Source organism: Pseudoduganella umbonata, from assembly GCF_014192225.1.
Taxonomy (GTDB): domain Bacteria; phylum Pseudomonadota; class Gammaproteobacteria; order Burkholderiales; family Burkholderiaceae_D; genus Rugamonas; species Rugamonas umbonata.
On sequence record NZ_JACHXS010000001.1, the window covers coordinates 66,309 to 78,327 of the forward strand.

Annotated in this window: 13 protein-coding genes; 8 read left to right on the top strand and 5 right to left on the bottom strand. The window is 67.1% G+C overall.

Annotated features, from left to right (window positions below; translation table 11 throughout):
* On the bottom strand, positions 1–2,151 hold the full coding sequence (locus FHS02_RS00230; RefSeq protein WP_217496884.1) for a hypothetical protein: 2,151 nt from the start codon (positions 2,149–2,151) through the stop codon (positions 1–3).
* A 128-nt stretch (positions 2,152–2,279) separates the two neighbouring features.
* On the opposite strand from FHS02_RS00230, the gene FHS02_RS00235 reads away from it, so the two are divergent.
* Both FHS02_RS00235 and FHS02_RS00240 read left to right on the top strand, forming a co-directional pair.
* On the top strand, positions 2,280–2,720 hold the full coding sequence (locus FHS02_RS00235; RefSeq protein WP_137312260.1) for a nuclear transport factor 2 family protein: 441 nt from the start codon (positions 2,280–2,282) through the stop codon (positions 2,718–2,720).
* 9 nt (positions 2,721–2,729) lie between these two features.
* Positions 2,730–3,095, top strand: coding sequence for a GFA family protein (locus FHS02_RS00240; protein WP_137312261.1), 366 nt, complete (start codon positions 2,730–2,732; stop codon positions 3,093–3,095).
* A gap of 78 nt (positions 3,096–3,173) precedes the next feature.
* Here FHS02_RS00240 and FHS02_RS00245 read toward each other — a convergent pair whose 3' ends face one another.
* On the bottom strand, positions 3,174–3,422 hold the full coding sequence (locus tag FHS02_RS00245; protein WP_131146330.1) for a DUF3297 family protein: 249 nt from the start codon (positions 3,420–3,422) through the stop codon (positions 3,174–3,176).
* Positions 3,423–3,485: 63 nt separating this feature from the next.
* Between FHS02_RS00245 and FHS02_RS00250 the strand changes: the two genes are divergently transcribed.
* Positions 3,486–3,899, top strand: a complete 414-nt coding sequence (locus tag FHS02_RS00250; RefSeq protein WP_137312262.1) for a secondary thiamine-phosphate synthase enzyme YjbQ — start codon at positions 3,486–3,488, stop codon at positions 3,897–3,899.
* A gap of 81 nt (positions 3,900–3,980) precedes the next feature.
* Positions 3,981–4,247, top strand: a complete 267-nt coding sequence (locus tag FHS02_RS00255; RefSeq protein ID WP_137312263.1) for a UBP-type zinc finger domain-containing protein — start codon at positions 3,981–3,983, stop codon at positions 4,245–4,247.
* Between the two features lie 18 nt (positions 4,248–4,265).
* Here the strand turns inward: FHS02_RS00255 and FHS02_RS31165 are convergent, their stop codons facing one another.
* Positions 4,266–4,607 (bottom strand): DUF5710 domain-containing protein, encoded by a 342-nt coding sequence (locus tag FHS02_RS31165; RefSeq protein ID WP_217497010.1) that lies wholly within the window; start codon positions 4,605–4,607, stop codon positions 4,266–4,268.
* A 256-nt stretch (positions 4,608–4,863) separates the two neighbouring features.
* Between FHS02_RS31165 and FHS02_RS00265 the strand changes: the two genes are divergently transcribed.
* Positions 4,864–5,859 carry an OmpA family protein gene (locus FHS02_RS00265; protein ID WP_137312264.1) on the top strand — a complete coding sequence of 332 codons (996 nt, stop codon included), beginning with the start codon at positions 4,864–4,866 and terminating at the stop codon, positions 5,857–5,859.
* Between the two features lie 85 nt (positions 5,860–5,944).
* On the opposite strand, the gene FHS02_RS00270 is transcribed toward FHS02_RS00265, so the two are convergent.
* On the bottom strand, positions 5,945–6,892 hold the full coding sequence (locus FHS02_RS00270) for an IS1595 family transposase (RefSeq protein ID WP_137312265.1): 948 nt from the start codon (positions 6,890–6,892) through the stop codon (positions 5,945–5,947).
* 185 nt (positions 6,893–7,077) lie between these two features.
* Between FHS02_RS00270 and FHS02_RS00275 the strand changes: the two genes are divergently transcribed.
* Genes FHS02_RS00275 through FHS02_RS00285 form a run of 3 tightly spaced genes read left to right on the top strand, consistent with a single transcriptional unit; the run spans position 7,078 to position 11,421 of the window.
* Positions 7,078–8,055, top strand: a complete 978-nt coding sequence (locus FHS02_RS00275; RefSeq protein WP_137312266.1) for a ribonuclease Z — start codon at positions 7,078–7,080, stop codon at positions 8,053–8,055.
* Positions 8,056–8,080: 25 nt separating this feature from the next.
* Positions 8,081–9,097: an AI-2E family transporter gene (locus FHS02_RS00280; RefSeq protein WP_137312267.1), complete on the top strand. Its 1,017-nt coding sequence runs from the start codon at positions 8,081–8,083 to the stop codon at positions 9,095–9,097.
* 29 nt (positions 9,098–9,126) lie between these two features.
* Positions 9,127–11,421, top strand: coding sequence for an FdhF/YdeP family oxidoreductase (locus FHS02_RS00285; RefSeq protein ID WP_137312268.1), 2,295 nt, complete (start codon positions 9,127–9,129; stop codon positions 11,419–11,421).
* Between the two features lie 36 nt (positions 11,422–11,457).
* Here the strand turns inward: FHS02_RS00285 and FHS02_RS00290 are convergent, their stop codons facing one another.
* Positions 11,458–11,946 carry a hypothetical protein gene (locus tag FHS02_RS00290; protein ID WP_137312269.1) on the bottom strand — a complete coding sequence of 163 codons (489 nt, stop codon included), beginning with the start codon at positions 11,944–11,946 and terminating at the stop codon, positions 11,458–11,460.
* Positions 11,947–12,019 lie beyond the last annotated feature (73 nt).

Genomic DNA, 12,019 nt, shown 5'->3' on the forward strand with positions numbered 1-12,019 from the left:
TTACGGCAGCTTCCTGAACCCCTCGGCCTTGACGACCCATTTGCCGTTGTCCGGGAAGCCCGGGGCGGGGCGGTCGGGGCCGTTGTCCCAGCCGCCGGCCATCATGCCGACGGCAGCCAGCAGCGCGCCGTTGCCGGGCAGGTAGACGGGCAGGCCCGTGTTCGGGTTATGGCCGGCGGCCGTGTAGGCGTTGTTCGGGCCATCCGTCTTCAGCAGCACGTCGACCGCCAGTTCGGGCGCTTCGAGGCGGGCGGCGGTCATGGCCACCATCGGGTAATCCCAGCCCCAGATCTTGGTGGCCCAGTCCCAGCTGGCCAGCGTGGCGTCCAGCGTGCGGCGCATGACGGCGCGGTCGACGCCGTCGCCGGGCAGCTGGCCGAACGCCATCAGGAACGATGGATGGTCGTGGCGGCTGGCGATGTTGTCCCAGGTGTCCGGCGTGCTTTCGATGGCCACGTACTTGCCGTCCTTCTGCGGCAGGTCGGAGAGGTGGGTGCGGCGGTGTTCCCAGTCCGCGTCGCGCGGCAGGCCGAGGCGTTCGCGCCATTGCTGGGCGATTTCCAGGCCGCGCGCCCAGTAGCTCAGTTCATACGTGGGGTTCATGCTGGTGGCCTGGTCGTAGATCTCCTGGGCGATCCACATCGGCGGTCCCAGCACGTAGCGCTGGCGCGCCGCTTCCCAGTGCAGCATCGATGCCATGCCGGCCGCCGTCTCCATCACCAGCTCGCGGTAGCGTTCCAGCGTGGCCGGCGTCGGGTCCGCCCGGTACAGCATTTCGGCCAGGTGGATCGGATGCGGCTGGTTCCACATGATCATCGGGTTGCCGCCGGGGCTTTCGCGGCCTTCCGGGCCCGTCATCTTCATCCAGCGCGCACCCTTCAGCCCCCGTTCGGCAGCGACGGCGCGGGCCGAGGGCAGCGTGCGCTGGAACCAGGTGAGCGTGCGCGCGGTGTATTCCGGGCGGCCCCACAGAGCGAAGTGCGCCGTGTGCCACCACACCATTTCCGTGTGGTGCTTGCCGTACCAGGTGGACGTCGTCAGGCCGCTTTCCTGCGCGGGCAGCGTGTCGCCCAGCTGGATGCCGGCCAGGTACTGCGACAGCACCACGCGCCGTTCCAGTTCCTTGGCGCGCGGGTCCGTGCTGCCGGCGAAGTCGATCGCCGCACCGCTCTGCCAGTAGTTTTTCCAGTGTGCCGCGCTGGCGTCGAACACGTCGGCGCTGCGCGGGGCGGGGGCCCGGCCCTGCTGCGCGAACGACACCGTGATGTCCAGCGTATCGCCGCGCGCCGGGGCGATCACGAAGGCGTGCGGGTCGGGCCGGGTGATCGTCAGCGGCGCCGCGCTGGCCACCGTCATCGCATAGCGCGATGAATTGTGCAATCCGTCGCGCAGGTGCTCGACGGCCAGCAGCGCGGGCTTTTGTTCGAGCACATTGGTGCGGTGCGCCGCCGGCTGCGTCCAGTCCAGCGGCGGGTTGTGCTTGACCTTCAGGTCGTAGCCCAGCGGCAGCGCGATGCGCACCGCCAGCGCGCCGCGCGCCAGCAGGGGAGAGCGGATGCGCAGTGCCACGGTATCGGTGTTCGGATCGGCGGCGCTGGTCACCGACACCGGCTGGCCTTGCAGCGTGACGCGGCTGGACAGTTCGCCTTTCCACAAATCGAGGCGCTGGTCGACCGCGCCGACGTCGGCGGGCACCAGCGGCCGGGCGCCGGCGCCGGCCAGCACGAAGCCGATGCGCGGCAACGGCTGCGTGTGCGGATTCTCGCGCAGCCACTGGCCGGCCGGCGAGTTCTGGTTGGTGGGATAGCCGAGCGTGCGGCCGTGCGCGGTGTACGGGCGGTTGGCGTCGGCCAGCTTGTAGTTGTTGGGATTGGGGTTCGTATGCCAGCTCCAGCGCGCCTGCGTCTCGGTGGCGGTGCCGTGCCGCCAGTAATGGTCGGCGAAGGTCTGCAGGCCCGTCACGTCGGCCGTGAAGGCGAAGCGGCCGTTGCCGACCGACAGCGGGGACCATGCATCGACCTGCGTCAGCTGCGGGTTATGGCGGGAAACCACCGCCTGGCGATCGATCGGCGCGGCATGGGCCGCGCCGGCCAGCACGGCGGCGATTACAAAGTAAAAGGCATGGCGATGCGCGGTGCGTGGATGCGGCATGGGTGTCCCCGTTATTGGTATCGGGCCATGGTAAGTCGCAACCGCGAAGGCTGCCATCGCCGCCGGCCATTCGCTCAACAGGATGAGCGGTCGTGCCCGGCGGCGTTCCTTCGGCGTACACTGGCGCCATGAAAAAATACCTGTCCATTCTTGCCTGTGCGCTGCCATTGCATGCGCTGGCCGCCGCCTGCCTGCCCACCGATGCGCTGGTCGAGCGCGACCGCCAGTACGAGGCGGCGCTCGGCACCGGCAACGCGGCGTTCCTGCGCGAGGCGCTGGCCGACGACTATGTGTGGGTGCACACGCTGGGTTCGGAGATCGAAACCAAGCCGGTGCTGCTGGCCAGGATGGCGAAGCCCTCGCGGTTCAAGTCGCGCACGACGAGCGACGTGCAGGCGCGCACGCTGGGCGAGACGACCGTGCTGCACGGCATATCGACCGTCGAGCAGTGGAATGCGGATGGCCAGACGTTCAAGACCAACCGCTACCAGTTCATGCGCACCTGGGTAAACGTGGACGGGCAGTGCAGGCTGCTGGCGGTACAGACGATGAACCTGTCATCGAAATAGGAGGAGGCGATGCTGAGAGGAAGCTGCCTGTGCGGCGGCGTGGCCTACCGGGCCGACGGTCCGGTCCACCACGCCAGCCACTGTTATTGCACGATGTGCCAGAAGCAGCATGGCGCCGGAGCCGGGTCGTACGCGAACGTGCCCGCGGCCGGCTATGCGGTCGAGCGGGGACAGGAACTGGTGGTGGAATATGCGTCGTCCGAAGATGGCCGGCGCGGCTTTTGCCGTGTCTGCGGTTCGACGCTGACCTGGCGCAGCACGGCGTCGCCGGATACGATCGCGGTCACGCTGGGCACGCTGGAACCGCCATACGACGGCCCCGTCGAGCGTGAGTTGTATACGGAGACAAAACCGGCCTGGCTGCCGGTTCGGTAGGAAACCAAACCGCCATGGCTGCCGGTCCGGTAGAGACTAACCCGGCATGGCTGCCGGTGACAGGCGGGGCTTCGTCGGTCAGCGGTAGAACGCTTCGACCTTGCCCTTCAGCTTGATCAGCATCGGCTGGCCCTTGCGGTCCAGCGACTTGCCGGCCGGGACCTTGATCCAGCCTTCGCTGATGCAGTATTCGGACACGTCGAAACGTTCCTTGTCGTTGAAGCGGATGCCGATGTCGTGTTCGAACACGGCAGGCACGTGGAAGGAGCTGCGCGGGTCCGTGGACAGGTGGTCCGGCAGTTCTGGGCGTTGAGTGGTATCGTTCATGGGCGCCAATTATCCTTCAGATGGCGGCGCACGACAACACCATACCGCTGGAGAACCGCCACCGTGGCACATCAGTCCGTCCTTCACTTTTCCACCACCGGTCGCGGCACGCGCGACATCACCGATGCCGTCGCGGCGGCCGTGCGCGAGTCCGGTGTCACGTGCGGCGTGGCGCACGTCTTCGTCCAGCACACCAGCTGTTCGCTGACGATCACGGAAAACGCCGATCCGGACGTGCGGCGCGACCTGGAAACGGTCGTGGCGCGGCTGGCGCCGGACGGCGACCCGGCCTACCGGCACGATACGGAGGGGCCGGACGACATGGCGGCCCACGCCCGCACCATGCTGACCGACACGGCGCTGACGGTGCCGGTGGGCGGCGGCCGCCTGCTGCTGGGAACTTGGCAGGGCATCTACCTGTGGGAACACCGCACGGCGCCGCACCGGCGCAGCGTGGTCGTCACGGTGCTGGGCTGACTTCTCGCGCCTCTCCCGAATGGGGCGCTGCCATGGCGCCCGCGCGGCAGTAAGCTGGTGCATCGTTGAACGGAGAATGCGATGAGCAAGCAGTGCGAACATTTCAGCCAGATCCATACCCACCAGCCGCGCACCGACGGCTGCGAGGAATGCCTCAGGATGGGCGACACGTGGGTGCACCTGCGCACCTGCCTGGTCTGCGGCCACGTGGGCTGCTGCGACCAGTCGAAGAACCGGCACGCGACGAAGCATTTCCATGAGACGCGGCACGCGATGATGCGCTCGCAGCAGCCGGGCGAGACGTGGGGCTGGTGCTACGTCGACAAGCGGATGTTCGACCCGATCTGAGGTCCGGGCGTCAGGCTGTCAGGCGGTCCAGCGGCTGAACTGTTCGGCGTCGACGCCGTTCGGCACGTACCACTTCTTGCGCGTGGGGTCCCAGCGCGCACCGAGGCGCTTGGCTTCGTCCTTTTCCGCGAACGGCACGTTCAGGAAGACCTGCGCCTTGGCGGGCGCGCCGCCATTGCCGCCGCCACCATTACCGCCGCGTGGCGCGTTGTCCACGCGCGTGCCGGGCGGCGGCAGCGTGGTGGCCGGCGGGGTGGTGTCGACCCGGCTGCCGTCGGCCCGCACTTCGACCCAGCGTTTGCCTGCCGGCGAATCGATGGCGAGCTTGTAGGGCGGGTCGAAGGGGAGATCGGAAGACATGGCTGGACGGTTGAATGTAGCTGGGCCTGGATTATAGCAGCCGGGGCAGGCGGGCCGCGGTGGCGATGCGATGCGTTGACGGGGCAAGCAATGGAATGAATAAGGCTGAATTCCACATGGAATCTCACCGAATATCACCGAATTTCGCTTGAAAATATCGGATCAATATCACATCAGCCGGCGCTCACTATTTTATTGTCAATAAAATATCTTTGCGCATAAAATCCCGTATTCGACCAACTCCACCGGGATTACCATGCGCGTCCGAGCCATTTCCGCCCTGTTGTGCTGTGCCGCTGTTTCGCAAGCCGCTTTCGCCGAACTGAATTTCCGCGAAGTGAAGGGCGCGGAAGACCACCCGCTGCTGTCGCGGTTCGAGGGATCGAAGCTGATCGCCTACGACGTCAAGCAGTACGAGCAGGCGGAGCTGCCCGCAAGCGCGCCGTACCGCAAGAACAGCGCCCTGCAGGTCGATAACCTCTTGAAACCGGAGGGGAAATACACGCGCATCGGCTACGTTTTCGCAAAAGACCGTTCCGGTCTTGAAGTATTCCGTAATTACCAGGCGGCCATTGCGAAAGCGGGCCTGAAGGTTATTTATACGTGCGAAAAGGAGGCATGCGGCAATCTGCAGTCGTTTTACAACGCCAGCTACCTGCGGCGCGACGGTTTCCTGAAAGGCGCCGATTTCCAGAACGCCTTCAACGCGGGTCTGCGCGAGCCGCGCTACCTGGTGGCAAAGGGAACGCAGCCGGACGGCACCGCGATCCACGTCGCCGTGCTGGTTGCTGCGCCGTTGCGCAACTATTTCGGTGGCGTATCGCTGCAGATCGTCGAAGGCAAGCCGATGGAAACCGACAAGGTCAGCGCCGCGCTGAACGCCGGCGACATGGCGAAGAGCCTCGCCGCGGAAGGCAAGGTGGCCGTGTATGGCGTGTATTTCGACACGGACAAGACCACGGTCAAGCCCGAATCGAAGGAAGCGCTGGCCGAGATGGCCAAGCTGCTGCAGCAGGACAGGAACCTGAAGGTGCATATCGTCGGTCACACCGACAACCAGGGCTCCGCTGCCCACAATCTCGACCTGTCGCAGAAGCGCGCCGAATCCGTCGTGAAGACGCTGTCCACCGACTACAGGATCGATGCCAGGCGGCTGAGCGCGAAGGGCGTCGGCGCGTATGCCCCGGTGGCCTCGAACGATGCCGAGCCGGGCCGCGAGAAGAACCGGCGCGTGGAGCTGGTGAAACAATAGGCGCTGTTCGCGTAAAGTCGGTTTTGCCAGCAGGCATGGAACTTCCTCTTTTGTCGCTGTCGCGTGACGTTGGTACGCCAGCGATTTACACCACGGCAACTCGAAGCCAATCTCCGGGAGCTCTCAACGCAGCGGCGTCGAGCACCCTCTGCCACCCCGTGTAATTGGCAAGATAGCGGCTGGCGACGCCATTGAACCGGCGCAGCCAGGTCTTGAAGCGGCTATGCCATCCATTCACACCCTGGATATGGATCGCGCCGCGCGCCCTGATACCGGCCCGGACGTTGACCGCTTCGTGTGTGACGCCGGCCTGCCGTGCAAACGTTTTATAGGCATTGGCCCCATCGGTGACGAGCAGCACGTCCTTTGCCAGTACGGGCAGCAAGTGCCTGGCCAACTGGCTGGCGGTCACCGGGCCGCGGCCGGTAACGAAGTCGCAGGTTTGCCGATTGCGGTCGCGGGCGACAAGGATGCAGTCCAGTTCCGCGCTGACGCCGCGCCGGCGGGCCTTGCCGCCGCGCTTGCGGGGCGGGCGGTCCAGGTTTCGCGAGCCCTTTTGCGATTCGAGATGGTAGGTTTCATCCGCCTCGACGATGCCCGATAACCGCGGGTCCGGCGCTCGCCGGACGGCGGCGATGAAGCGGTGGCGCCACCGGAAGCTCGTCGACTTTGCCACCGCGACGCGCGCGGCGGCTTTTCGAACCGTGATCGAATCGATCAGGCATTGGAGGTAGGGCAGCCACTTGTCGCGCAGCCGCAGGCGCGCTAGCGGTGTGCCGGTCAAGGCATTGAAGCTGCGCCGGCAGGCGACGCAGCGGTACCGTTGCAGGCCGTTTGCCTGGCCAGAGCGATGGCACCGGTTGCCACCGCACTCAGGGCACGAGCGTTTCCCGGCGGCCTCCTCGATCAGGCGCAGGCTCTGGCCGGGCTGTACCAAGTTGGCGAGCAAGCCCTGCACGAGGGCGATTTCGTCATCGGAAAGCTGGACCTGTTCCAGCACCTTCAACACCACGCTGACATCGGCTGTGCCCATCGTGCCTCCCGATATACATGACGTATCACAACAGGAAGTCAGACAATGGTTCTGGAAGGAAGTTCACCCAGTTGCCGCGAACAGCGCCAAACAATAACGGAAGTCTGGTTCCGCAGCCGCGCGGCCGGTACGCCGCGCTTGCCGGGAATCGCCGATAATCCGCTCACCGGCACAGCGGATATTCCATGGAACTGCAATTTCTCGGCACCTCCTCGGGCACCCCCACCAGAACACGCAACGTGGCCGGCCTGGCTTTGCGCACGGCCGGCGGGTGGGTGCTGGTCGATTGCGGCGAGGGCACGCAGCACCGCATCCTGCGCACCAACCATTCGCCGCACGACCTGCGCGCCATCTTCATCACCCACCTGCACGGCGACCATTGCTATGGCTTGCCGGGATTGCTGGCCAGCGCGGGCCTGCTGAACCGCACGGCGCCGCTGGCCATCGTCGGACCCGCACCGCTGGAGCGCTACGTGCGCGGCGTGATGGAGACCACGGCATTGCAGCTGCCGTATCCGGTCGAGTTCATCGACGTGGAAGACGCCGCCCGGGATGGCCTGCTGTCCGACTTGGCCGTCTCCGCCACCCCGCTGTCGCACCGCATCCCGTCGTACGCCTACGGCTTCACCGAGAAAGCCGTCGAACGCCGGCTCGATGCGGACCGGCTGGCGGCGGCCGGCGTGCCGCGCGGCCCGCTGTGGGGGGCGCTGCAGGCCGGCAACGAGGTGACGCTGCCCGATGGCCGCGCGATACGTCCGGCCGACGTGCTGCAGCCGCCGCGCCGCCCGCGCCGCATCGTCATCGCCGGCGACAACGATACGCCGGCGCTGCTGGCCGACGCGGTGCGCGATGCCCACGTGCTGGTGCACGAAGCCACGTACACGGAGGCGATCCTGGCGAAGGTCGGTCCCGGCCCGCAGCACAGTTCCGCGCTGCGGGTGGCGCGCTTTGCCCGCGAGGCGGCCATCCCGAACCTGGTACTGACCCATTTCAGCCCCCGCTACCAGGATACGGCCGGGCCGCTGACGCTGGCCGACATCGAAGCCGAGGCCCGCACCGAGTACACGGGAAACCTATTCCTGGCACGCGACCTGGCCCGCCATGCGCTGGACCGGGAAGGAATGTTGTCGGAATCGCCGCGCAGCCAGGCTCCTGGTGCATAATGCCGGCTCAACCGCCAACGCCACCATGTCGCCGAACCTCCAGACCCGCTACAGCGTCATCGCTTCCTACCTGCTCATCGCCCTGTTCCTGCTGCTCGTGCTGAAGAACGGCCTGCTGGGTGCCCTGTTTGCCGGCCTGCTGATGTTCTCGCTGATCCATGCGATCGCGCCGGCGCTGGGCCGGCGCATCAGCGACGTGCGGGCGCGCATGGTGGCCGCGGCCGTCATCGGTGCGCTGATCGTCGGCCTGATCGGGCTCGCCGCCTGGGGCCTGGTGGTGCTGCTGCGCCTCGATTCGTACAGCGTGACCCACCTGTTCGTGAAGATGGCCGACATCATCGATGCGTCGCGCGACCAGATCCCGCCGTGGATCATGGAACACCTGCCCGTCGACGCCCACTCGCTGCGCGAAGCCGTCACCGCGTGGCTGCGCGAACATGCCGGCGCCGCGCAGGCGGCCGGTGCCGAAGTGGGCAAGACGCTGACGCGCATCCTGCTCGGCATGGTGATCGGGCTGATGGCGTCGCTGCACGATACCAACGAGGATGGCGCGCCACACCGCCCGTTCATGGAAGCGCTGCTGCAGCGCGCCCGGTTCCTTTCCTGCGCATTCCGCAACATCGTCTTCGCCCAGGTGTGGATCTCCGGGATCAACACGGTGATCACGGCGATCTTCGTGTTCGTCGTGCTGCCGCTGGCCGGCGTGCACCTGCCGCTGTCGAAGACGGTGGTGGCGATCACCTTCCTGGCCGGCCTGCTGCCGGTGATCGGCAACCTGATCTCGAACACGGTGCTGGTCGTCGTCAGCCTGTCCCATTCGCTGCACGTGGCCATTGCCGGGCTGGCGTTCATGGTCGTCGTGCACAAGCTCGAATACTTCCTGAACGCGCGCATCATCGGTTCGCACATCAATGCGCGCGCCTGGGAACTGCTGGCGGCCATGCTGTTCGCCGAGGCCGTGTTCGGCATCCCCGGCGTGATCGCCGCGCCGGTGTTCTATGCCTACATCAAGGATGAACTGAGGGCCCGCGAGCTGATCTGAAAAGGCGGTCGTAACGCTACAATACGGGGATGACCAAGACCATTCCCATCGTCCCCTACGACAAGCCGGCCGGCGGCTTCGGTTCGCTGCACGGCACGGCCAAGGCGCTGATCGGCAATCCCGGCGCCCAGGCATTGGCCACGCTGCCCCGGCTGAACCAGCCGCAGGGCGTCGATTGCCCCGGCTGCGCCTATCCCGATTCGCCGGACAGCAAATCGGTCGACTTCTGCGAGCAGGGCGCCTGGGCCATCGCCCATGAATCCGGCAAGGCCCGCGCCACGCCCGGGTTCTTCGCCGCCAATACGGTGACGGCGCTGCGCACGAAGGACCACGCGGAGCTGGAAGCGGCGGGACGCCTGACGGCGCCGATGCTGTACGACGCGGCCAGCGACACCTACCGGGAAATCGGCTGGGATGCCGCGTTCGCACTGGCCGGCGCGGAACTGCGCGCCCTCGGCGACCCGGACCGCGCCGTGTTCTACACCTCCGGCCGCAGCAGCAATGAAGCGGCCTTTGCCTACCAGCTGTTGGCCCGCGCGTTCGGCACCAACAACCTGCCGGATTCGTCCAACCTGTGCCACGAATCGTCCGGCCAGGCGCTGACCGAATCGATCGGCGTCGGCAAGTCCACCGTCACGCGCGCCGATTTCGCCCACGCGCAGCTGATCATGAGCTTCGGCCACAACCCCGGCTCGAACCACCCGCGCATGCTGGGCGACCTGCGCGAGGCGAAGAAGCGCGGCTGCCGCATCATCGTCTTCAACCCGCTGCGCGAGCGCGGACTGGAAGCGTTCGCCGATCCGCAATCGCCCGGAGAACTGCTGGGTGGCGGCGGCACGCAACTGGCCGACGCGTACTACCAGGTGCGCGTCGGCGGCGACCTGGCGGCCATTACCGGCATCGCCAGGGCGGTGGTGGAGCGCGGCGCCGTCGACCGCGCCTTCATCGACGCGCACACCGACGGCTACGCCGCCTTCCGCGACCTGGTCACCGGCCAGGCCTGGCCGGACATCGAGGAAGCCAGCGGCCTGACCCGCGCGCAGATGGAAGAGGCGGCCGGCTATTACATCGCTTCGCCGGCCACGATCGCCGCATGGTGCATGGGGCTGACGCAGAACGAATTCGCCATCGAAACGATCCAGTCGCTCGTCAACCTGATGCTGTTGCGCGGTAACGTCGGCAAGCCCGGCGCCGGCCTGATGCCGGTGCGCGGCCATTCGAACGTGCAGGGCGACCGCACGGTGGGCATCACCAGCCGGCCGAAAGCGGCCTGGCTGGCCGGCCTGCGGCGCGTGTTCGGCTTCACGCCGCCGGCGGCGCCGGGGCGCGATGCGGTCGGCACGATCGACGGCCTGCTGGACGGCAGCGTGCAGGCCTTCGTCGCGCTGGGCGGCAATTTCGCGGTGGCCGCGCCGGACACGCCGCGCGTGCTGGCAGCCCTGTCGGGCACGCGCCTGACGGTGCATGTCGCTACCAAGCTCAATCGCACGCACCTGTATCCCGGCAAGACCGGCCTGCTGTTGCCGTGCCTGGGCCGCACCGAGCTGGACCTGCAGCCGGCGGGGCCGCAATTCGTCAGCGTCGAGGATACGGCGTCGATGGTGCACGCGTCGATGGGCAGGAACCCGCCGGCCGGCGAACTGCTGCGCTCCGAGCCGTTCATCGTCAGCCGGCTGGCCAGGCACACCTTGCCTGAATCGGCGATCGACTGGGAAACCATCGGCACCGACTACGATGCCACGCGCCTGCTGATCGAGCGCGTGGCCGACGACGCGGTCGAGGGCTTCGCCGGTTATAACGAACAGATTCGCAGCGACAAGGGCTTCCACCTGCCGAACAGCGCGGCGCGGCGCGAGTGGCGCACTATAGCCGGCAAGGCGCGCTTCGTCGCGCACGCGCTGCCGGCGGACACCATCATGGCGCGAGCCCGGGCCCGATACGGCGACCGGGTACTGTGCCTGGCCACGATCCGCGCGCACCGGCAGTACAACACCACCGTCTACCGCGATCCGAAAGGGGAAGTGGACCGCTACCGCGGCGTGCACGGCACGCGGCACCTGCTGTTCGTGGGGCGCGGCACGCTCGACAGGCTGGGTTTGGCGGACGGCGAGACGGTGCGCGTGCGCGCGGCCTCGCCCGACGGCATCGAGCGGCATGTCGACGGCATCCGGCTGGTGGCGACCGCGCAACGGGGCGACGACGTGTTCGGCTACTTCCCCGAACTGACGCCGCTGCTGTCGCCGGCGCTGGTGGCGCGCGGGTCGAATACGCCCGCGTTCAAGCAGATTCCCGTGCTGCTGGAGCGGGCCGGCGCGGCCGGGTAAAGTCAGGCCGGTTCGCGCAAGGCCGCTCGCGGTGATTCAGGGCAGGCGGCGCAGCCGCCGCGCCTCGAACGCCTTGTCGAAGAACGTGGCCAGCATCTGTTCGAGGCGCTCGGCCGTCAGCTGGGCGCACGGGATCGTGCCGCCTTCCTTGCCGGATCCGTCGCGGGCGTGGCGGTCGAACGCGCTTTCCCATTCCAGCAGGCAGCTGTTTTCCAGCGCGGTGAAGGTCAGCGTGCAGGCATCGCGGCCGGCGTGCGCGGCCAGCCGGTTCTTGTCGGGCACGAACGTGAGGCGCACGAAATCGTTCCAGCCGTCGTTGCCTTCCTCGATCTTGCCGTCGTAGTCGTGTTCGTACATCTGCTTGCGCATCGCGGCAAGCTGCGGACGGATCACGTTCTCCAGCGTGTTGCGGTACTGTTCGCGAAAGTCGAGCCGGGCCTGGCGCGCAGCCTGTTCCTGCACGGCCTGCTGGGCGGCGGCCACGTCCGCCTCGTGCTTGATCGCGGCTTTGGAAAAGATGGACATCGGTAGCATGGTCGAAAAAATACCAGTGTACACGGGCCGCCACGCAAGCGATGCACGACCGTGCTTGTCCTGG